The organism is Methylophaga sp. F-2 (assembly GCF_056859315.1).
Map to the genome: position 1 here is coordinate 276390 of NZ_JBSXOF010000018.1, position 22321 is coordinate 298710.

Here is a 22321-nt window from a genome sequence, read left to right on the forward strand (position 1 = left end):
ATGGCTGTTCATGACATCCTTTCACAAGATGAAGTAGATGCGCTGCTTAATGGCTTGGGTGATGGCGATCTTGAAACTGATTCATCAGACAATAATGCCAATGTAGGCACCCGACCATACGACTTCGGCAATGAAGAACGTATCATCCGTGGCCGGATGCCAACCCTGGAAATGATTAATGAGCGTTTTGGTCGTTATTTAAGGATCAGCCTTTTTAATATGCTGCGCCGCTCTGCTGAAATCTCAGTGGGCGGTGTGCAGGTGATGAAATTCTCTGAGTACATACACACTTTATTTGTACCAACCAGTCTGAACTTGATTCATTTGCATCCGCTCAGAGGTACGGGCTTGGTGGTGTTTGAGCCCAAATTAGTCTTTACATTTTTAGATAATTTCTTTGGTGGCGACGGTCGTTTTCAAGCACGTATTGAAGGAAGGGAATTCACCTCAACCGAGCTACGCGTCATCAACATGGTGCTAAATCTGTGTTTCAAAGACCTGACTGAGGCCTGGTCGCCAGTGATGCCGGTTGAATTCGAGTTTGTTAACCACGAAGTCAATCCACAATTTGCCAATATCGTGAGTCCAAGTGAAGTCGTGGTTATCTCTACCTTCCATGTCGATTTAGACGGTGGCAGTGGCGATATCCACATTACTTTCCCCTACTCTATGCTTGAACCTATTCGTGAGTTGCTGGACACCGGCTTACAAAGTGACCGCAGCATGGATGATGGACGCTGGGAAAAATCCATGCGTGAAGAAATTATGCTGGCTGATGTAGAGCTCTGGGCAAACTTAGCTCAAGCCACATTATCACTTGGACAAATAATGAAATTAAAACCGGGGGATATCATCCCGATTGATATGCCCAAGCAAGTCACGACCATGGTAGAAGACATTCCCATGTTTCGTGCCACATTTGGTGAACATCATGAAAAAACGGCATTAAAAATTATGGAAATTATTGAACATCCTCACGATACAAGTTCAACGATCCACCTGAAAAAAGGTAAAAAATTATGAGTGAAGACACCCAGACACAAGATCAGGAGTTAGCTGACGAATGGGCGGCTGCACTGGAACAACAAGGTGATGCCGCTGGCGCTGAAGAGGATCCATGGGCAGCCGCTTTAGAAGAGCAAGCTGAATCGGAAGCCAGCCAAAAAGCAAATCCTGCCCCAGTAGCCAAACTTGATGACGAAGGAAGACCAAAATCAGATGTTGATCTGGATATGGTGATGGATATCCCTGTCACTATCTCAATGGAAATTGGTCGTACCAAAATCAGTATTCGTAATCTTTTACAGCTCAGTCAGGGCTCAGTGGTTGAGCTAGACAGACTGGCGGGTGAACCGATGGATGTGCTTGTCAACGACACCCTGATTGCTCATGGTGAAGTTGTTGTGGTTAACGATAAGTTTGGTATTCGTTTGACGGATATTATCAGCACGTCAGAACGTATCAAGAAACTGCGCTGATGAAACAACTCTGGCTTCTCATACTAGGCTTGAGCTTTTCAGTATCAAGCTATGCTGCAACCGAGTCCGCGACTCATAGCCTGAATCAATCACCACTTTCGGCCCTTAATTTATTGCAAACCTTATTTGGTTTGTTACTGGTTCTGGCCTGTATTGTCGCCGTTGCGTGGCTGTTGAAACGGACAAATCGTTTCCATGCTGCCGCCAACGGTAAATTAAAGGTCATTGCAGGCATTCCGCTTGGCACCAGAGAACGAGTTATTTTGGTTCAAATTGGTGAAGAACAATTATTACTGGGAGTGACAGCCCAACAGATTAATACCCTACACAAACTGGAAACACCGTTAACAGAGGCCGAATCTTCATCACCTAATGAATTTGCCAATAAACTGCGCCAGTTAATGCAACGAGGTGATGCATGATGCGACTGTTGCTAAGTCTATGCTTATTGGCATTTCCATTAATCAGCATCGCTGCTCCCGGCATTCCGGCTGTGACGGTGACTGATAGTGAAGGTGGCCAAAGCTATAGCGTCACCTTACAAATTTTGGCATTAATGACGGCACTCACATTACTGCCTGCCGCTTTAATGATGATGACCTCTTTCACCCGGATTATTATTGTCTTAGCAATATTACGTCAGGCGATTGGTGTGCAATCAACGCCATCCAATCAGGTATTGATTGGCTTAGCCTTATTTCTGACTATTTTTATAATGCATCCGGTGTTTAATCATGCCTATAACGATGGTATTACGCCATATATGAATGGTGACATCGAATTCACCCAAGCTATTGAGCGAACCGGGCAACCTTTTAAAGAGTTTATGCTTGCCCAGACAAGGGAAAGTGATATTGCTTTGTTTGCTTCTATTGGCGGCTATAAAGAAATGCAAACACCGCAGGATATTCCTTACAGTTTGTTACTACCCTCATTTGTTACCAGTGAACTTAAAACTGCGTTTCAGATTGGTTTTCTGATTTTTATTCCATTTCTGATTATTGATTTAGTGGTTGCCAGTGTACTGATGGCAATGGGGATGATGATGCTTTCCCCTATGTTGATATCGCTACCCTTTAAATTAATGCTATTTGTACTTATTGATGGATGGGCACTACTTATGGGTACCTTAGCTTCGAGTTTTTACGTGTAATTATGACACCAGAAACAGTTCTCACCGTAATGCAGCAAACCTTACAGATCATCTCGATTTTGATCGCTGCCATCTTATTGCCGGCGTTATTGATTGGTCTTCTGGTCAGCATGTTTCAGGCCGCGACTTCAATCAATGAACAAACGTTGAGTTTTATTCCTAAACTGTTCATCACCCTCCTTGTCCTGGTGATGGCCGGACCATGGATGCTGGAAATGGTGCTGGGCTTCACTCGTCGTTTGTATGAAGAAATACCGTTCCTTATCGGTTAATGATGGAAATCAGCACCGCTGAGATTACCGGTATCTTAGGGCTTTATATGTGGCCCTTCATTCGTATTGCAGCCATGATCATGGTCGCCCCGATTTTTAGTAGTAACTTTTTAAGTACCCGCACACGCATCATTATCGCCTTAGCCATCAGTATTATTCTGGTACCGAATATCCCAACTAGTATGCCTAGCGTTGAACCGTTAAGTGTCGAAGGTTTATTGATCATCGCTCAGCAGATTCTGATTGGCGCCTGCATGGGCTTTATGCTGCAATTACTGTTCAATGCTTTTATTGTTGCCGGGCAAATCATTGCGATGCAGATGGGTTTGGGCTTTGCCTCCATGGTTGACCCACAAAACGGCGTACTGGTCCCAGTCATCAGTCAGTTTTATCTGATTTTTATCACATTACTGTTTGTCACCGTAGATGGGCATTTGATTCTAATTAAGGTGCTATCCGAAAGTTTTGTCACCATGCCGATTTCTGCAAGCGGCTTAACCCCTACTGATTTACGAGATATTGCTGCTCAGGCAAGCTGGATGTTTGCCGCTGGCGTCATTATTGCTTTACCTGCGATAGGTTCCATTATGATGGTCAATTTAGCGTTTGGTATCTTATCGCGTGCAGCACCGCAAATCAGTCCATTCTCTATCGGCTTTCCGATGACCATTGTGATGGGGTTTGTCATTATGTTTGTGACCTTGCCATTAGTGGCTGATCACTTACTGGAGATGACAGATCACATATTACAACTAATAAGACTAATGGTGGTTCAGGATGGCTGAGCAAACTGGACAAGAAAAAACAGAACAGCCTACGGGCAAGCGTTTAGAAGACGCCCGACAAAAAGGCCAGGTTCCGCGTTCAAAAGAATTAACAACGGTGATGGTTCTAGTGGCCAGTGCCATCGCTCTTTTTTTTATGGGAAGCAGTCTGATTGCAGACATGGCTGCGGTTATGAATGAATCCCTTACCCTGACCCAAAAACAAATATTTGATCCGATGGCGATGGTGCATCATTTCATGCATATGATCGAAATCATTTCTTTTGATTTGGGCATGTTCCTCGCTGTAACCGTCTTTGCAGCGTTAGCTGCGCCTGCATTGATAGGTGGCTGGAATTTTTCCACACAAGCCATGGCGTTTAAACCTGAAAAAATGGATCCCATTAAGGGGCTTAAACGCGTTTTTGGTCCCCAGGGTTTAGCTGAGCTGGCAAAAGCATTAGGTAAATTTATTCTTATTGGTGCTATATCGACTGCAATTTTGTGGGGAATACGTGACCAATTATTGACGCTTGGCAGCCAGGAAGTGAACGTTGCCATGACCGATTTAGGTTATTTAACGTTGTGGGTATTTCTTGCTATCACAGCCAGTTTGATTTTAATCGCACTCATCGACGTGCCATTTCAATTATGGAATCACAACCGTCAACTGCGGATGACCAAGCAAGAAGTCAAAGATGAAATGAAACAAACTGACGGTAATCCTGAAGTGAAAGGCCGTATCAGACGAATGCAGATTCAAATGTCTCAGCAGCGAATGATGCAGGATATTCCCTCAGCGGATGTCGTTATTACTAACCCGACTCATTATGCTGTCGCACTTCGTTATGATCAATCTCGTCCTGGCGCACCTATTGTTGTGGCTAAAGGCGCAGATTTGATTTCACAACAAATTCGACTGGTTGCACAAAACAATGAAGTTCCTATTCTGGCAGCACCACCACTGACTCGTGCCGTATATTATTCAACAGAAATCGGCGAAGAAATTCCATCTGGTCTATATATTGCAGTAGCTCAGGTACTGGCTTTTGTATTCCAATTGCGTCGCTACCGAAAACAAGGTGGCAAGAAACCGCATTTGAATCCAGAAGATTTGCCAATACCTGAAGAATTTAGACGAGATTAACGCTACATGGAAAATAACGTACTGGCTGCCCGTTTTAAATCAGTTGTAAACGGTCAATTAGCCACGCCAATGCTACTGGTGGCATTGCTGGCCATGGTTATCCTTCCCTTACCAGCTTTTATGCTGGATATGCTATTTACCTTTAATATCGCCCTATCACTGGTGATTGTACTTGCCAGTATTTACATGCTTAAGCCGCTGCACTTTGCTGCATTCCCCAGTATTTTGTTGATCGCAACCCTACTGCGCTTAGCATTAAATGTCGCCTCAACCCGTATCATTCTGCTGGAAGGACACACCGGAGCGGCGGCGGCTGGTAACGTTATCGAAGCCTTTGGCGAGTTCGTTATTGGCGGTAACTATGCTGTCGGTTTTGTGGTGTTTTCTATCCTCGTGATTATTAACTTTGTCGTGGTCACCAAAGGTGCCACACGTATTGCCGAAGTTAGCGCCCGCTTCACTCTGGACTCTATGCCTGGCAAACAAATGGCGATCGATGCCGATTTAAACGCCGGTCTTATCGATCAGGATGAAGCACGTCGCCGTCGTGAAGAAATTATGCAGGAATCAGATTTTTACGGCTCTATGGATGGTGCCAGTAAATTTGTCCGTGGTGATGCTGTCGCCGGTATATTAATCCTGTTTATCAATATTATTGGCGGTTTCATCATTGGCGTTGCCCAACACGATTTGAGTTTTTCTCAGGCCGCACAGAACTACACACTATTAACTATTGGTGATGGTCTGGTTGCCCAGTTACCTTCATTATTACTGGCATCAGCAGCCGGCCTGCTGATTACACGCTCCACAAAAGAACAGGACATGGGGCAACAGATTGTCAGTCAGTTATTGAGTAATCCTAAAACCTTGGCGGTGACATCAATTATCGTAGGTGGACTCGGCTTAATTCCAGGTATGCCAAATATCCCCTTCCTGATTCTAGCCGCCATCGGTGGTGGTAGTGCATTTATGATTCATCAGCGTCAAAAAGTCGCCACGCAGAATGAATTAACGGCGTCCCAACAACCTTCATCTGAGACTTCCCGTGAGCAACGTGAACTCAGCTGGGATGATTTGAGCCCGGTTGATCCCATCGGCCTGGAAGTGGGTTATCGTCTTATTCCTCTGGTAGACAAAAACCAGGGCGGACAATTAATGAACAGAATCAAGGGTATACGTAAGAAAATATCACAAGAAATGGGCTTTTTAATCCCGCCGGTACATATTCGCGATAATTTGGATCTAGCACCAACGGCCTATCAAATCACCCTGTTTGGTGTGACATTTGGTGAAGCAGAAGTACATCCAGACAGAATGTTGGCTATCAACCCTGGTCAGGTTTTTGGTGCGCTTGAAGGTATCAAAACACAAGATCCTGCTTTTGGGCTTGATGCTACGTGGATCGAAACCGGTCAACGAGAATATGCACAAGCACAAGGCTACACCGTTGTTGATGTCGACACGGTTATTGCTACCCATTTGAGTAAGATTCTAAACAACCATGCCCATGATCTGCTAGGTCGCGAAGAAGTCCAGCACTTACTTGATAACCTTGGAAAATCTGCGCCTAAACTGGTTGAAGGTCTGGTGCCTGATACGGTGCCATTGGGTACGGTGCAAAAAGTCCTACAAAACCTGCTGGAAGAAAATATTCCTGTCCGTGACATTCGCACCATCACCGAAGCGATTTCTGAACAGGCAGGTCGTAATCCAGATCCTGAAGCTATTACAGCCGCAACACGCATGGCACTGAGTCATTCTATTATTCAGCATATCAATGGGACTCGCACTGATTTGCCGATTATCACCTTGGATCCAGAACTGGAACAGATATTGCTAAAAACTTTACAGGCATCGGGAGAAGGTGGAGCCAGCCTGGAACCAGGACTGGCAGAGAATATGCACAAGAACTTGCAGGAAGCCACTCAAAGACAGGAAATGACGGGGGACTCGGCTATTCTGGTAGTTCAGGCAGGCTTGAGAAGTTGGATTTCTCGTTTTATTCGCCACTCCATTCCCGGTTTGAACGTGTTGTCCTATAACGAAATACCGGATGACAAACAAATAAGAATAGTGGCCAATATCGGCCGATGAATTAGAGTTTGAGGTTGATGTATGAAAATCAAACGTTTCCAAGCAGCTGATGTACGTCAAGCTATCCGAGAAGTAAGAGATGTTCTCGGTCCGGATGCAGTCATTCTCTCCAACACACGTGTTGATGGCGGGATTGAGATCGTTGCAGCCACTGATTATGACGAATCGCAGTTTCGTCGTCAGTCTCAGGTAGATGAAGTGCCACAACCTCATGTATCTCCAAGGGTAGAAATTAATCCCAGTGTCGAGAGTAATTCGTTTGAGCCATCTCAGCCTGCTCCGAAACAAAATATCTGGTCTCAGGAACCCACTTTAGTCCAGATGCGTAAAGAAATTGCAGGCTTACGTAATATGCTGCAAAACCAGCTTTCCGATCTGACGTGGAAAGACATGGAACGTCAAAATCCAACTCAGGTACAGCTACTAAAGCGCTTTATGCAAATGGGTATTGATGTTGAACTTGCCAAATCCATTACCGCAAAAATACAAGGTATTGATGATTTAGAAACAGCATGGCGTCATTGTCTTGGGCAGTTAGCCTCTCAAATTCATCTCACTGAAGAAGATATTTTATCGCAGGGCGGCATCTATGCACTGGTCGGACCAACCGGTGTTGGCAAAACAACTACCATCGCTAAACTGGCCGCTCGTTGCGCTCTAAAGCATGGCGCCCGGCAGGTTGCCCTCATCACTACTGACTGCTATCGCATTGGTGGACAAGAGCAGTTACGCACCTATGCCAGGATTCTAGGCGTGCCCGTCAGAGTTGCCAGAACCCATGCTGAGCTAACTGAAACACTCAATGACCTGCTTGATCGCCGCTTTATCCTGATAGATACTGCGGGAATGAATCAACGTGATATAAAACTGACAGAGAAGTTTGCCGTGATTAAACAGCAGTCACCTCGTGTCAAAACTTACTTAACGATGTCAGCGAACACTCAATCAAGTGCTATGGATGATATTATTAATGCCTATTCTCACTTGAACTTGAGCGGCTGTATCCTGACAAAAACAGATGAAGCCAGCAGTCTTGGTGGTGCCGTTTCAGCTTTAGTTCGGCATCGTTTACCACTGGCCTATATTGCTAATGGTCAACAGGTTCCTGAGGATCTGAGTCTTGCTCGGCCGAATACACTTGTTAATCAGGCCAGTGAGTTGATGAATGATGAGCAACAACTGGATCCTCAAACTGTATCCAGTTATGGAGGTTTTGCCGCCTATGGCTGAAAATACCCATGATCAAGCTGCTGGCCTTCGAAAAATGGCACAAGCAGCCAGACCAGTGAAGGTCATTGCTATTGCCAGTGGTAAAGGTGGGGTTGGTAAAACCAATGTCACTGTTAACCTAGGCGTTGCACTAGCTGCATTGGGCAAAGAAGTCGTTCTATTGGATGCTGACTTAGGCTTGGCAAATATTGATGTTATGTTGGGGCTCCATCCTCAATTTAATCTGCTTCATGTTTTGGATGGCACTAAAACACTAAATGAAATTATGGTTGAGGGCCCTTCTGGTCTAAAAATCATTCCTGCGACCTCTGGCGTGAAAAAAATGGCCGAGCTAAGCAGTGCTGAACATGCTGGCATGATACAAGCCTTCAGCGAAATGGATCAGCATATTGATGTATTACTTATCGATAGTGCAGCCGGGATCGCTGATAGTGTTATCAGCTTTAGTAAAGCTGCTCAAGAAGTCATTGTGGTGGTGTGTGATGAACCCGCTTCCATCACCGATGCTTACGCTTTAATCAAATTACTCAGTCGTGAACACCAAGTAGAGCGCTTCCATATCGTCACTAATATGTGTAGAAGTGTACAAGAAGGTCGTGAACTGTTTGATAAAATTTCGCTAGTCTGTGATCGCTTTCTCGACGTCACCCTCGATTTTATGGGTATAGTACCGTTTGATGAGGATTTAAGACGGTCTGTCAAGAAACAACGCAGTGTAGTAGAAGCATTTCCACGTAGCAAAGCGGCTACAGCGTTTAATCATTTAGCTAAAAAAATAGAGTATTGGCCAGTACAGAAGCAGCCACGTGGGCACATGGAATTTTTTGTTGAAAGACTCATTCAGGCAAGTATGGAAATGGTATGAGCAACAGAGCTGTCATGTACACATCGGGTCAAAGTAAATCAGAATTGATTGAACAGCACGCGCCTTTGGTAAAGCGAATCGCTTATCACATGATCGCCAGACTGCCAGCATCGGTTGATGTAGAAGATTTGATCCAGGCAGGTATGATTGGCTTACTTGATGCTTCACATCAGTATAACTCAGCTCAGGGTGCCAGTTTTGAAACCTATGCCGGTATCCGTATTCGTGGTTCGATGCTGGATGAAATCCGACGTAATGACTGGGCACCGAGATCCGTTCATAGAAAAGCCCGAGAAATTGCAGAACAAATGCATAAAATAGAACAAGAAAAAGGGCGAAATGCTTCAGACAGTGAAGTAGCGAGTGCACTTGGTATCGATATCAATGAATACTATCAACAGTTAAATGATTCGAGTGGTTATCAGATTTTCAGTCTTGACGAGTTTACTGATAATGATGAAACCCATGCTCATCCAATATCTGTCGACCCCAGCGGACCCGATGATGAAGTTCAGGATGATGATTTCCAACAGGCATTGGCACAAGCCATAGACACACTACCAGAGCGAGAGCGCTTATTAATGAGCCTGTATTATAATGACGAATTAAATTTAAAGGAGATAGGCGAGGTTCTGGGAGTCAGTGAATCCAGGGTCAGTCAGATTCATAGCCAAACTGTGATTCGACTTCGCGCCAAACTTCGTGACTGGATTATGTAAATTTTGGAGGTGTGCTTTGGATAAAAATATGAAGATCCTGATCGTGGATGATTTTTCCACAATGCGTCGGATAATAAAAAACCTGTTACGAGATCTGGGATTTAACAATACGCAAGAAGCTGATGATGGTCTTACGGCCTTGCCTATTCTTCAGGCAGGCGGAATTGATTTTCTGGTCACCGATTGGAATATGCCAGGCATGCAAGGTATTGATCTGCTTAAAACTGTTCGTGCCGATGAAAAACTTTCATCACTACCGGTTCTGATGGTCACCGCCGAAACAAAACGCGAGCAGATTATTGAAGCGGCACAGGCTGGCGTGAATGGTTATATCGTCAAGCCATTTACTGCAGCAACGCTTAAAGAAAAAATCGAAAAGATTTTTGAACGCATCAACGCACAATAAGGAGCACTCGGCTCATGGCTTCAGCAAATCAGGCAACCCAATTAGAAGCAGCACGAGCCCTCGTCGAGGCGCTTGAAAAGAATGATGAGATCGCTGCTGAGGAACAACTGACAATTCTGGCAAAAGCACAGGAAAGTCATTTATTCAAAGAAGTAGGCAAGCTTACACGTGAACTTCATGATTCTTTGAATAACTTCAATCTTGATGCAAAACTGGTCGATTTAACCCAGAATAATATGCCTAACACACGTGAACGGCTTAACTATGTCATCACCACGACAGAAGAAGCGGCACACAAAACCTTAGGTTACATCGATAACACCTTACCTTTAGCTCAAGAACTCCGAAATACTGCCGAAAAGATAGATGAGAGTTGGCACCGTTTTCGGAAAAAGGAAATGAATGCAGATGAGTTTCGCTTGTTGGTAAAAGAAATAGAAGAGTATTTACCTACAGTGAAACAACATGCAGATCAGGTTCACCATAATTTATCTGAAATGATGTTGGCTCAGGGCTTCCAGGACTTAACAGGACAAGTGATTCGTCAGGTTATTAGCTTGGTAGAAGAAGTGGAAGACAGTTTAGTGCAGTTAGTCAAAGTGGCTGGCAAACCGAAACAGTCTCCGAATAAAAAAGAAATTGACCCAATTAAAGCCGAAGGTCCGCAGATAAATGCACAAGACAACCCGAACGTGGTGAATAACCAGGATGATGTGGATGACTTGTTATCTAGCCTCGGCTTCTGAGGAAATGATTCATGGCGCTGGACACAGATGATGAAATCCTGCAAGACTTTCTTGTTGAAGCAGAAGAAATATTAGAAGGTCTGAATGAGCAACTTGTTGAGCTAGAAAATAGCCCGCAAGATGCCGATCTCCTTAACTCCATCTTTCGTGGTTTTCATACTATTAAAGGCGGTGCAGGCTTTCTTAGTCTGGAAGCGATGGTCAATCTTTGCCACAAGAGCGAGGACTTATTCAATCTGTTAAGACAAGGTGAACGCTTTGTCGATGCCGATATGATGGATACCTTCCTCAAAGTGCTCGATATTCTTAATACGATGTTTGCCGAAATTAAATCCGGTCAATATCCAAGCCCTGCTGATAATGAAATTATTGAGCAATTATCTGTATACATCAATAATGATTCAGCCGTGGCTGCGCCAGAGCCAGAACCAGAAGTCGCGCCTGAAGAACAAGTTGAGGAAGTTGCGCCATCTCAAGGATCAGAATCAGCCAGTGCAGCTGCAGATGATGAAATCACGGATGATGAATTTGAAGCTTTATTAGACCAGCTCCATGGTAATTCTGCGCCAGGCATTAAAGACACAGAAAAAGCAAGTACACCTGCTCCTACCCCAACACCCACTTCAACAGGTAGTGATGACATAACTGAAGAAGAGTTTGAGGCTCTTCTGGATGAATTACAGGGGGCAAAAAAGGCACAAGCTGAGCCCCCTGCCCCAACGCCATCCGTGCCCAAACCAGCTAGCCCGCCAGCATCTGATAAAGCGGCAGAAACCAAAGCTTCTGCACCGAAACCAGTAGAAAAAGCCCCTGCTGCTGAAAAGGTTGAAGCGAAAGCGGCTCCTGCCAAACAAGCAGCGGATACCAGTGTACGTGTTGATACAAGCCGTCTTGATGAAATCATGAATATGGTGGGTGAACTTGTACTGGTAAGAAACCGTATAAGCACGCTTGAATCAGCGTTTGAAAATGAAGAGATGGCAAAGGCTGTCAATAATCTGCGCGTGGTCACAGGGGATTTACAGACGGCTGTGATGAAAACGCGTATGCAGCCAATCAAAAAAGTATTTGGTCGCTTCCCTCGCGTTGTGCGGGATATAGCCAGAAGCCTTAAAAAAGATATTGATCTTGAGCTTCGTGGTGAGGAAACCGATCTTGATAAAAACTTAGTTGAGGCACTGGCCGATCCGCTTGTGCATTTGGTCAGAAATGCGGTGGATCATGGTATTGAAATGCCCGATGTGCGTGAAGCTGCTGGTAAACCTCGTCAAGGTAAAGTCGTCCTCTCTGCCGCTCAGGAAGGTGATCATATCTTACTGACTATCGCTGATGATGGTGCGGGTATGAACCCTGAAACCCTGCGCCGTAAAGCTGTTGAAAAAGGTATGATGGATGAAGACACAGCAGGAAGACTCACAGAATCCGAGTGCTTTTCACTGATCTTCTCTCCCGGTTTTTCCATGAAACAGGAAATATCAGATATTTCTGGCCGTGGTGTCGGTATGGACGTAGTAAAAACCAGCATATCGAAACTGAATGGCGTTATTGATATTCAGTCTGAAGTCGGTGTGGGTACAACTCTATCTATTAAAGTCCCGCTGACATTAGCCATTATGCCGACATTGATGGTGATGTTGGGTGAACAAATTTTTGCATTCCCGTTGGTTAACGTGAATGAGATATTCCATCTCGATCTTTCTAAAACCAATGTGGTGGATGGTCAACAAACCATTATGGTGAGAAATAAAGCCTTACCCTTATTTTATCTCAGCAAATGGCTGACCAAAGGTCGGACTGATGGCAAAAAACCTGAAATTGAACATGTTGTTATCGTAAATGTAGGTACTCAGCGTGTCGGCTTTGTGGTCGATGTCCTGCTGGGGCAAGAAGAAGTTGTTATTAAACCACTTGGAGCTTTGTTACAAGGAACTCATGGGTTTGCTGGCGCGACTATTACTGGTGACGGCCGCATTGCATTAATTCTGGATTTCCCAGAATTAATGAAAGTCCATGCTAACCGTGGATATTAGGAGTAGGTGTGACGGTTAAGGTTCTGATAGTCGATGACTCAAGTTTTTTCCGTAAACGTCTTGCTGAAATCATAGCAACCGATCCACGACTTCAAGTCATTGCCACTGCCAGTAATGGCGAAGAAGCTATCAGGGAAGTACAACGTCACCATCCCGATGTGGTCACAATGGACTTAGAAATGCCGGTGATGGATGGCATTACCGCCGTACGTAAAATAAAAGCAATCCGTAATACACCCGTCCTTATGTTGTCGACCTGGACCACGGAAGGAGCGAAATCGACGCTGGATGCACTGGAAGCCGGTGCGACAGATTTTTTACCAAAGCGTTTTGAAGATTTATCGAGTGATAAAGTTGAAGCTCAACGCAAGCTTTGCCAGCGAATATATCAACTGTCCAGTGGCTTTCACGCCAATCACTCAGATTTATCAGCGGCGAACAGAATAGTCAAAAGCCAAGTATCTGTTCCAGTGAAAGCTGATAAGTCCTCAAATACGACACCTGAGCTGGTTGCCATCGGTACCTCGACAGGTGGCCCGGTTGCTCTACAAAAAGTATTAACACAATTGCCGGCGAATTTTCCTTGTCCTATTTTATTAATTCAGCACATGCCGGCCACATTTACACCCTCATTTGCAGAACGCTTGAATACACAATGTGCAATTCGGGTAAAACAGGCAGAAAATGGTGAAGTGTTGCAAGCGGGTACAGCCTATCTGGCACCTGGTGGCCAACAAATGTTACTTAAAGGCCGCCCAAATCATCTCTATGTCAGTATCGAAGCCGGTGACGCTAATGAGACCTATAAACCCTGTGTGGATCTGACATTTGATTCTATTGCCAATATATGTGGAGCCAAAACCTTAGCTGTTATCTTGACAGGTATGGGTAGTGATGGTCGTAATGGCTGTGAAAATATCAAGAAAAGAACTGGCACCGTATGGGCTCAGGATCAACAAAGCAGTACGATTTATGGCATGCCAATGGCTGTCGCTAAAGCTGGCCTGGCTGACAAAATTCTCGATATCAACGACATTGGTCGACAACTGGCGGAACTGAGTTGATATGGATATTTTGAGTATCCTCGGACTCATTATTGGTTTTGGGGCCATACTGATAGGCCAGTATCTTGAAGGCGGTCATATTGACACCATTATGAACGCTGTCGCCCTGTTGATTGTGATGGGCGGCACGCTTGGTGCAGTCATGCTACAAACGCCAATGAGTACATTTCTGCGTGCCATGCGAATGTCTTTATGGATCATCAAACCACCCAAGTTATCACCTCGCCTGCAATTAGAAAAAATACTGGAATGGAATCAGGTTGCACGACGAGAAGGACTCATCAGACTGGAATCTATGGCGATTGAAGAGACCGATCTTTTCACGCAAAAAGGCCTGCAATTGATTGCCGATGGCATTGAACCGGAAGTACTCAGAGAAGTGTTGGAGAATGACCTGGATATTCAGGAATCAGATGATTTTCAGGCAGCCAAAGTGTTTGAAGCCATGGGTGGATACTCACCCACTATTGGTATTATTGGCGCTGTGATGGGACTGATTCATGTGATGGGAAATCTGGCAGATCCTGCCTCACTGGGTTCAGGTATTGCTGTTGCCTTTGTCGCTACAATTTATGGTGTGGGTCTTGCCAATCTATTATTCCTGCCAATCGGTAATAAGCTAAAAGCGTTGATTAATAAGCGTAGTCGTCTTCAAATGATGTTGATTGAAGGGTTAATTGGTGTAGCTGATGGTGACAACCCAAGAAATATCGAAAGTCGCCTTCAGGCCTATTTAAACTGAGTGATGCTCTATGGCTCGTCGAAACAGACATGAAGAACATGAAAATCACGAACGTTGGCTGGTCTCCTATGCTGACTTTATCACCCTTTTATTTGCTTTTTTTGTCGTGATGTACTCGATCTCTTCCGTCAATGAAGGTAAATACCGTGTGCTGTCCGATACTCTGGAAGCGGTATTCTCAGAACCTGTTCGTAGTAAAGATCCAATACAAATTGGTGAAATCAGTCGGGGAAAAGGTGAGATAGTGATTGAACCTCTCGCCCCAGTAGTGCCGGAAACGCCTCTACCTGAGGTTGTTTCAACTTTTCCACCTAAAGCGACAGATAATGATATCCGTACCATCAATGATCTATCCAAACAATTCAGCTCTGCTTTATCTGATTGGATTAAATCTGACGATGTCATGATAAAACAAGGTGAAGACTGGCTGGAACTTGAAATAAAGTCACGAGTGTTATTTGAAAGTGGTGAAGCCAGGCTGGCCCGCCCTGCTATACCTGTTCTGGGGGAGATAGCTAGTATCCTTCAAAAATCAGCTAATCCTATTCAGGTTGAAGGATTTACTGATAATAACCCCATTAATACGCCACGTTTTCCATCTAACTGGGAATTATCGGCTGCACGTGCTGCCAGTGTTGTCCATTTATTGGACAGGTACGGTATTCAACCTGACCGTATGTCAGCTATCGGCTATGGTGAGTATAAACCGATTGCAAGTAATGATACTGAAGCAGGACGGCAGAAAAACCGCCGGGTGGTGTTGGTTGTGTTGGGTAATGATATGAGCCGTCGGGATATCAATGTTTTCCATGATGCAAGCACAGGCTCCCCTTCATCCAGATCGTCAATCCCCGTTAATTCTGACACAAGCCAGTCTGGCCAAAATAATACAGGTGAACAATAATCATGGCTGTCTGGGCAGTATGTAATCAGAAAGGCGGGGTCGCAAAAACGACAACAGTAGTGTCGCTTGCCAGCCTACTTGCACAGAAAGGTGAGCCCGTGCTGATGCTAGATCTTGATCCTCATGGCTCACTGACAACCTATCTCGGTTATGATCCTGACAGCATTGAAACCAGTATTTACACCTTATTTCAGCAATTAGACAACACCCCCAAAGAAGCCATTTTAAAAAGTCTGAAAAAAACTCGTCACGATAATATTTTCTTATTACCCGCCTCCACCGCGATGGCAACGCTGGACCGACAGTTAGGTGCTCAACAAGGGAAAGGCTTAGTGATTCGTAAAACATTAAGCTTTTTCAAAGATCGCTTTAAACACGTGCTTATTGACTGCCCGCCAATGCTTGGGGTGTTAATGATCAACGCGCTGGCAGCCTGCGATAAACTGATTATTCCGGTCCAGACTGAGTTTTTATCGCTCAAAGGTCTTGAGCATATGTTGCATACCGTGTCGATGATTAATCATTCGCGACGAAGCGCCCTGCCCTATTTTATTGTTCCGACCATGCATGATGGCCGAACAAAAGCAGCTATTGACTGTCTGGCAGAACTTCATAAACGCTATGGTGATAATGTCTGGCAAAGTTTTGTTCCTATCGATATCGGCTTTCGTGAAGCCAGTAAGCTTGGACTGCCTTTACCAGAAATGTCACCCGATAGCGCAGGCACAAGAGCCTATAAACAATTGTTGAATATGTTAAATGAGCCAGAGGTGAATGTTTCCAATGGCTAAGAAAAAAATTTATGAACAGCGGGATGCGTTATCCGCTTACTTCAATGATATGTTATTGGATTCAGAGCAGACCGCGAGCGATGCTGCTGTAAGCCATTCAGAACCACCAATAACCAAACCCGCATTGAAACAGACTGTCATATTTCCAACAGAGGATATTATCCAGTCTGATGAAGATATTGTCGTTCCAGCCAGCGCGCTGGTATCGACACCGACGCCAGAAAACGAGGATGACATACCGCCTCAAGACGTGAGCAGCGAAACAGAATCGATAGTAGAAGAGTCCCTCCAATCTGATGCCGCATCAGAAACGACAGCAGACAAGCGACAAATACCGAACACTGTTCTCAAAATATTATTGTGTGATATCGGTGGTATGAAAGTCGCTATCAAAGTTGATTCGCTTGATAATATTATTCGCTGGCCAACGCAGGGGCTGAGTCAAATTCCTGGACGTAAATCATGGGAAGTCGGTCTTTTCAGTGACAATGGTCAAAATACTAATGTCATTGATATCAGAACGCTATTACATACCCCCAATAAAGAAACAGCATTACAAGCAAACTATATACTTCTGGTCAATGACAGACGCACTGGTATCGCATGCGATAACATTGAGCAAATTATCAATAAAAACAGTGGCGACATTAACTGGCGCCATGATACAAGTCAGCGGCCATGGTTTACAGGCGTACTGAGCGAAACAATGCACAGTATTTTGGATATCTCTGCCATCATTAATGCCTTAGAGTGATGTTAACTGGCATGATGTCTGCATATCCTTTATCAGCAGCTCGCTGTCATAAAAATGACAGCCATATCAGAAGGTCATAAAACATGAGCGAGAAAGATAACAGTAACGAAAACCCGATTTTACAGTGGGTGACGTATCAACTCGAAGACGAATACTATGGTATTAACGTCATGCAGGTGCAGGAAGTATTACGCATGACTGAAATTGCACCGGTACCAGGCGCGCCTTCTTATGTACTGGGTATTATTAATTTACGTGGCAATGTAGTGACTGTCATCGATACCCGAATGCGTTTTGGTTTAAACGCGATTGAACCTGATGATCGGGCTCGAATTATTATCGTAGAAGTCTCTGGCCATGTTATTGGTATGTTGGTCGACTGTGTGGCAGAAGTCGTTTATTTACGCCAGTCAGAAATTGATACTGCACCGAACGTCAGTGATGACAGTTCACGCTTTATTCAAGGGGTCTGCAAACGTGATAAATATTTGTTGATTCTGGTCGACGTCAATAAATTATTAAACGATGAAGAGATTGCTGACATTTCTGGTTTTTAAGGGATAACGTCAATGGCTGATGATATTAATCCTATCCAGCCGACCACGCCCTTGCCGGTTATTCATCCTGTCTCAGATGAAGATAAACCGGCGCAACAGGATCAGCACAAGAAGAAACAAGAGACGACTGAAGAAGAAGAGAAACCGCGTCCAAAAGAAGATGATAAGGGCGAGTTTATTGATGAGTACGTTTAAGTTCAGACAGCTGTCTGGGGAGTAAAACCATGACTATTTTCGTCGTATTTACCGTGATGAGTGCCGTATTTCTGGTCATTGGCCTCGCTACCATGCGTCTGCTGAAACTGTATCAATTGCAAACTAAACGTATTCATGATCTTCAAAATCAAATCACCGCCTTATGCTCGGGTGCTGCTGGTACTGATGATCGTATCCATAAGTTCGAGCAAACACTGAGTAAACTGCGTGATCATCAACGCAGCCTCGACCTCAGTGCCAATCATCAACCGGGTTACGACCATGCGATTCGTTTAGCTAAGAAAGGGGCAGATATTCAACAGCTGATAAATAACTGTAATTTAAGCGATGAAGAGGCTCATCTGATTACCACATTACATGGACAGCGTAATGTACATTAATCTTTTGGTTTCGGTATTTTGGCGTTGGGTTTACCGACTAAAAAGCCTTGAACCATATCAACACCATAACTCTTTAACAATTCTAAGGTACTTCTTCTCTCGACAAACTCCGCCACCGTCTTTTTACCAAGGCTATGAGCAATATCGATCATCGATTTCACTAATTGCTGATCAACCGGGTCGTTATCCAAATCAGTAATAAATCCGCCGTCAATTTTCAAAATGTCGACAGGGAAATGTTTTAAATAACTATACGAATTAAAGCCTGCCCCAAAATCATCGAGTGCAAAGCGGCATCCCAGTGAACGCAAATCTGACACCATTCTTCTTGTCTGCTCAAAGTTAGAAATGGCGTAGGTTTCGGTAATTTCAAAAACAATACGATTCGGATCTATCTTGGTCTGACTCAGCTTATCCCGTACTAACTTGTATAAATTCTCATCCAGAAATACATTGCCTGAAAGATTGATAGCAAACGATAGATTTTCTGGCATATTGACGATCAGCTCAAAGACTTTCGCCACTACCCAGAAATCAATCTGATGTATCAACCCCATTGCTTCAGCAACAGGAATGAACTCTTTTGGATAAAAAATAACGTTACCATCACCACGCATACGAATCAGGCACTCATAGTGTGAGACCTGCTCGGATTCAAGTGAATAAATCGGTTGGAACTCTAATAAAAACAAACCTTCCTTCAACGCAGCGCGAATGCGTGGTGCCCATTCCACACTATGACGCAAGGTATGCATTTCTCGGTCATCAGGACTATAAAGATGCACTCTGTTGCGTCCGCGTGTTTTGGCGGTATAACAAGCCTGATTCGAATGTGACAGTACTTCCCCTACCGTGGTGGCATTGTCCGCATCAATCACTTTTAAACCGATACTGGCTGACAGATGATAATGATGACCATGATGTTCAAAATCATAGCCATCAAAAAGATTGCGTAGATCTTCAGCTAATTTGATGGCTGTTTCTTTATCCGTATTGTTGACCAGCACAGCAAACTCATCCGAACCAATCCTCACCAGAATATCGTTAATATTAAAATAACGCCTCAGCGAGTTAGCCACCTGTACCAGCAAAGTATCGCCTGCTTCATGTCCCTCGGCGTCATTCAGCACTTTAAAGCTATCTAAATCAATATAAAAAAGTGCACTGACGCTCATGAAATTACGCACCTGACTCAAGGTCATATCCAGTGCATTCTCTAGACGTCGTCGATTAGCCAGGCCGGTTAAATCATCATGATTCACTGAAAACTGTAAGCGTGCTTCCATCACTTTCAGGTTAGCAAGTTCATCTTCAAGCTCTGTTTGTCGTTTAAACGTTTTATCACGCTCTCGTTTAATTGCTAATGCCGTCATAATCGCTGGAGGTAATGATTCAGCTGTCATCGGGTGGTAAAGGAGCGAAGTCACACCATAGCCTAAATCAGTAAGTAACTGAGCATGATCCCAAATAGATTGCCTGCATAACGAAATAATGGGGATCAAACGCCATTCATCAAACTGATCCATCACCATACGAATATCTTTGGTAGAAATTCCAGGTAAATCATTATCTAAAATCAATAAGTCGATATCGGATAAGTCGTTTTGGATACTTTGCCGCAGTAACAGCATAACCCCATCAGTATCAGTCGCACTTTGTATGCGTTTAAAACCACTGATTTCAAGTAAGGTTTTTGTAAATGCCGTTTCGGCTGGATGGCGACCGCCAATGATGATCTTTGCATCAAGGAGTTCTGTAACTGAAGCTATGCTAGCAGGTAGATCAGATTTCTGATCAAGTGCTATCTCACGCATCAACGTTTCCTTGATTTTATTTTTCATCAGTTAGGGGAGCTACATTCTGTAGACCAGAAATTAAACATGCACCGACAATATCGGATATATATATTAAAATCAACACTTAATGTTATTTTTATAATCCTGATTATAAAGTTTATGAGTATGTTTACAGAAAATGCTTATGTATATAAATGCTGAGTTTCAGCTTTGGTTTTTATTTTCTCTTTTATTTACAGGAACTTTTCCTGACACCAGATACGCATACGCAATAACCTCGGCAATCGCTCTGTAGAGTATCGGGGGAATTTCTTCACCAAGTTTGAGTTCACTCAATAACTCGGTCAACAGCGCATCCTGACGCAATGGGATATTGTGTTCGCGTGCTATGCGAATAATTTCATCCGCAATATCACCCTGACCAGTGGCGGTGACAATAGGTGCATTCTCACCATCATATTGAAGTGCTATGGCATGCAAAATATCTTTTTTACTCATACGGAAATATCCACCAGGTGATCATTTCGTTCTGTCATCACAATCGGTGTTACAGGCTTTACAATGCCTTGTCTGCAACTTAGGTGACTGACATTAAGCCCAATATCATTTAAGCGTCCATCTAAATGCTCTAAATAAGTTGTCAATAATGTGGCACTTTGCTGACGTTCCGCTAATAACACCACACTTACATCAAGCGCGTGCAGTGTGATTCTGGCTTGCATAGGACCTAAATTCTGAGTTTCAAGGTTGAGTTGGACCTGCCAAATCGCTGAATCCTTATCTTTGTTCTTCCCGGTATATTGTTGGTCAATCCGCATCTGCAACATTTCCAGTTGCTGCTTTTCCTTAACGGGTAGATCAAATAGCCAAACATTGGCGTTGGTATTGAGATCATTGTCTTGGACCATAGACAATTGATTGAACTGAATTTTCGCAGTGACTGACTCAACATCCTGCAATAAATCACGCATCATTTGAAACTCAATCGCTCGTGTAACAGCCTGTTGCGCATTTGCAGCCACATTCACAACTGGTGCAGTCGTGACCGGTGGTGAACTTGTCGTCACTGGTGGTGCTGTTTTATCTGTATTGCTTGCTGTTGTTAATCCTGACAATAAACTGAATAACAGCTGAGTTGGTGTTTGCCCACGATTTGCCAGAGCTGGCAATATTTGTGCTGGCAGAGGTCTCATATCCTGCGGTGTTGATAATACCTGCCTGATAGCAGTTTGCACCTCGATCGGTAGTTGTTTTACCAACTCTGGGTTATCCAGTAATTTAGGTAATAATGGGGATTGTAATTGTGCTCTAAGCACATCTGCTAATCGTAATAAATTCCCTTTCAAGTTCTGTTGTAAATTCGTCTCCGCAGTCGTTTGTTTCAGCTGATTTTCAAAAAACACCCCACTGTTATTAATCGTTTGTTGCAGCTTTTCCGGCTGCTGCAAGCTGCTCTTATCCACCAGGTTTTGTATTAAACCAGTTAGTGCTTGTCGCACGGGCTCAGGCAGAGATTGCGTAGTATCTGGCGATAAATTTATGCTCGCCGGTTTAGCTATCAGGTTCTGTAATAATGGCAATAATTCTCGCTGGTAATTCATCACCCGCTGTTCACGAGTCGCAGCATCCGGCATGATCTTCACCGATAATGGCAGTGTTTTTAATACCTCAACAGCAAGTTTATCGCCTGTTTTAAACAGCTGATTGATACCACTAACATCAATTTCCATTAGCTTAGGTAAAGCGTTGTTTAATTGAGCAAGCTGGTTAGATTGAGGCTGATTTACCGACGCATCAGTAATAAATTTAGGTGCCACTAATAAGCGATTTTGTGCAAGCATTTTGACAACATCGGCAGCAATGACTTGCCCCGCTTTTAGTAGTGTTGCCATAGTTATTGGCTCAATATCGATTTTTTGTGCTGAGGCAGGCGTTAATTGAATGACTGGCTGGCCAGCTTCGATAGATTTCTGCAGAGTGACTTTTTGACCAGGCATCAGCTCTTGTTGCGTATTGACCTGAAACACCTTATCACCAAGCTGAAGTTTAATCTGTTCGGGATTGACTCTTCCAATCACTGTCGCCTCTACTTTTTGGCCAACAGGAAGTGCATCCGCTAATTTTGTAGAGGCATTTACAATCACTTCAGTATTCGCTTGTTGAGATCTATTTATCTGCATAAAGTCACTATATAACTCGACATAATGCTAGTA

At 44.0% G+C, this 22321-nt stretch carries 25 protein-coding genes; 22 read left to right on the top strand and 3 right to left on the bottom strand.

Annotated features, from left to right (window positions below):
• From fliM to AC13DA_RS08450, 22 genes are all read left to right on the top strand, one after another.
• Nucleotides 1-1023: a flagellar motor switch protein FliM gene (fliM, locus tag AC13DA_RS08345; protein WP_007146637.1), complete on the top strand. Its 1023-nt coding sequence runs from the start codon at nt 1-3 to the stop codon at nt 1021-1023.
• Nucleotides 1020-1478 carry a flagellar motor switch protein FliN gene (fliN, locus tag AC13DA_RS08350; protein ID WP_473797613.1) on the top strand — a complete coding sequence of 153 codons (459 nt, stop codon included), beginning with the start codon at nt 1020-1022 and terminating at the stop codon, nt 1476-1478. Before fliM ends, fliN begins: the two co-directional genes overlap by 4 nt.
• Nucleotides 1478-1900 carry a flagellar biosynthetic protein FliO gene (gene fliO / locus AC13DA_RS08355; RefSeq protein WP_482945899.1) on the top strand — a complete coding sequence of 141 codons (423 nt, stop codon included), beginning with the start codon at nt 1478-1480 and terminating at the stop codon, nt 1898-1900. The genes fliN and fliO overlap by 1 nt, the downstream gene beginning before the upstream one ends.
• Nucleotides 1897-2631 (top strand): flagellar type III secretion system pore protein FliP, encoded by a 735-nt coding sequence (gene fliP / locus AC13DA_RS08360; RefSeq protein WP_482945900.1) that lies wholly within the window; start codon nt 1897-1899, stop codon nt 2629-2631. Before fliO ends, fliP begins: the two co-directional genes overlap by 4 nt.
• Before the next feature lie 2 nt (nt 2632-2633).
• The gene (fliQ, locus tag AC13DA_RS08365) at nt 2634-2903 is read left to right on the top strand and encodes a flagellar biosynthesis protein FliQ (RefSeq protein ID WP_007146641.1); all 270 of its coding nucleotides are present in this window, start codon (nt 2634-2636) and stop codon (nt 2901-2903) included.
• 2 nt (nt 2904-2905) lie between these two features.
• Nucleotides 2906-3688 carry a flagellar biosynthetic protein FliR gene (gene fliR, locus AC13DA_RS08370; protein WP_482945901.1) on the top strand — a complete coding sequence of 261 codons (783 nt, stop codon included), beginning with the start codon at nt 2906-2908 and terminating at the stop codon, nt 3686-3688.
• Nucleotides 3681-4814 (top strand): flagellar biosynthesis protein FlhB, encoded by a 1134-nt coding sequence (gene flhB / locus AC13DA_RS08375; RefSeq protein WP_284451067.1) that lies wholly within the window; start codon nt 3681-3683, stop codon nt 4812-4814. Before fliR ends, flhB begins: the two co-directional genes overlap by 8 nt.
• Before the next feature lie 6 nt (nt 4815-4820).
• Complete coding sequence (flhA, locus tag AC13DA_RS08380) at nt 4821-6908, top strand: flagellar biosynthesis protein FlhA (protein ID WP_330110276.1); 2088 nt, start codon at nt 4821-4823, stop codon at nt 6906-6908.
• A 21-nt stretch (nt 6909-6929) separates the two neighbouring features.
• Nucleotides 6930-8138, top strand: coding sequence for a flagellar biosynthesis GTPase FlhF (flhF, locus tag AC13DA_RS08385; RefSeq protein WP_482945902.1), 1209 nt, complete (start codon nt 6930-6932; stop codon nt 8136-8138).
• Complete coding sequence (locus AC13DA_RS08390; RefSeq protein WP_330110278.1) at nt 8131-9003, top strand: MinD/ParA family protein; 873 nt, start codon at nt 8131-8133, stop codon at nt 9001-9003. The genes flhF and AC13DA_RS08390 overlap by 8 nt, the downstream gene beginning before the upstream one ends.
• Entirely contained in the window at nt 9000-9722 is a 723-nt protein-coding gene (locus tag AC13DA_RS08395) for an RNA polymerase sigma factor FliA (RefSeq protein ID WP_284723096.1), read from the top strand. The genes AC13DA_RS08390 and AC13DA_RS08395 overlap by 4 nt, the downstream gene beginning before the upstream one ends.
• 28 nt (nt 9723-9750) lie before the next feature.
• Nucleotides 9751-10128, top strand: a complete 378-nt coding sequence (cheY, locus tag AC13DA_RS08400; RefSeq protein WP_040576613.1) for a chemotaxis response regulator CheY — start codon at nt 9751-9753, stop codon at nt 10126-10128.
• Nucleotides 10129-10142: 14 nt separating this feature from the next.
• Nucleotides 10143-10874, top strand: coding sequence for a protein phosphatase CheZ (locus AC13DA_RS08405; protein ID WP_007146650.1), 732 nt, complete (start codon nt 10143-10145; stop codon nt 10872-10874).
• 11 nt (nt 10875-10885) lie between these two features.
• Entirely contained in the window at nt 10886-12904 is a 2019-nt protein-coding gene (locus tag AC13DA_RS08410) for a chemotaxis protein CheA (protein ID WP_273179815.1), read from the top strand.
• Nucleotides 12905-12912: 8 nt separating this feature from the next.
• Nucleotides 12913-13968: a protein-glutamate methylesterase/protein-glutamine glutaminase gene (locus AC13DA_RS08415; protein ID WP_007146652.1), complete on the top strand. Its 1056-nt coding sequence runs from the start codon at nt 12913-12915 to the stop codon at nt 13966-13968.
• Nucleotide 13969: 1 nt separating this feature from the next.
• Entirely contained in the window at nt 13970-14710 is a 741-nt protein-coding gene (locus AC13DA_RS08420) for a flagellar motor protein (RefSeq protein WP_273179812.1), read from the top strand.
• A gap of 10 nt (nt 14711-14720) precedes the next feature.
• Nucleotides 14721-15614, top strand: a complete 894-nt coding sequence (gene motD, locus AC13DA_RS08425; protein WP_284451065.1) for a flagellar motor protein MotD — start codon at nt 14721-14723, stop codon at nt 15612-15614.
• A gap of 2 nt (nt 15615-15616) precedes the next feature.
• On the top strand, nt 15617-16405 hold the full coding sequence (locus AC13DA_RS08430) for a ParA family protein (protein ID WP_284451064.1): 789 nt from the start codon (nt 15617-15619) through the stop codon (nt 16403-16405).
• The gene (locus tag AC13DA_RS08435; RefSeq protein WP_007146656.1) at nt 16398-17159 is read left to right on the top strand and encodes a chemotaxis protein CheW; all 762 of its coding nucleotides are present in this window, start codon (nt 16398-16400) and stop codon (nt 17157-17159) included. Before AC13DA_RS08430 ends, AC13DA_RS08435 begins: the two co-directional genes overlap by 8 nt.
• Before the next feature lie 83 nt (nt 17160-17242).
• The gene (locus tag AC13DA_RS08440; RefSeq protein WP_007146657.1) at nt 17243-17716 is read left to right on the top strand and encodes a chemotaxis protein CheW; all 474 of its coding nucleotides are present in this window, start codon (nt 17243-17245) and stop codon (nt 17714-17716) included.
• A 12-nt stretch (nt 17717-17728) separates the two neighbouring features.
• Nucleotides 17729-17911 carry a hypothetical protein gene (locus AC13DA_RS08445; protein WP_273179807.1) on the top strand — a complete coding sequence of 61 codons (183 nt, stop codon included), beginning with the start codon at nt 17729-17731 and terminating at the stop codon, nt 17909-17911.
• Nucleotides 17912-17940: 29 nt separating this feature from the next.
• Complete coding sequence (locus tag AC13DA_RS08450; RefSeq protein ID WP_007146659.1) at nt 17941-18312, top strand: DUF2802 domain-containing protein; 372 nt, start codon at nt 17941-17943, stop codon at nt 18310-18312.
• Here the strand turns inward: AC13DA_RS08450 and AC13DA_RS08455 are convergent.
• The 3 genes from AC13DA_RS08455 to fliK form a co-directional block, all read right to left on the bottom strand.
• Nucleotides 18309-20126 carry a putative bifunctional diguanylate cyclase/phosphodiesterase gene (locus tag AC13DA_RS08455; protein ID WP_007146660.1) on the bottom strand — a complete coding sequence of 606 codons (1818 nt, stop codon included), beginning with the start codon at nt 20124-20126 and terminating at the stop codon, nt 18309-18311. The genes AC13DA_RS08450 and AC13DA_RS08455 overlap by 4 nt on opposite strands.
• A 186-nt stretch (nt 20127-20312) precedes the next feature.
• Complete coding sequence (locus tag AC13DA_RS08460; RefSeq protein WP_007146661.1) at nt 20313-20606, bottom strand: EscU/YscU/HrcU family type III secretion system export apparatus switch protein; 294 nt, start codon at nt 20604-20606, stop codon at nt 20313-20315.
• The gene (gene fliK / locus AC13DA_RS08465) at nt 20603-22288 is read right to left on the bottom strand and encodes a flagellar hook-length control protein FliK (RefSeq protein ID WP_284451063.1); all 1686 of its coding nucleotides are present in this window, start codon (nt 22286-22288) and stop codon (nt 20603-20605) included. The genes AC13DA_RS08460 and fliK overlap by 4 nt, the downstream gene beginning before the upstream one ends.
• Nucleotides 22289-22321: the final 33 nt, after the last annotated feature.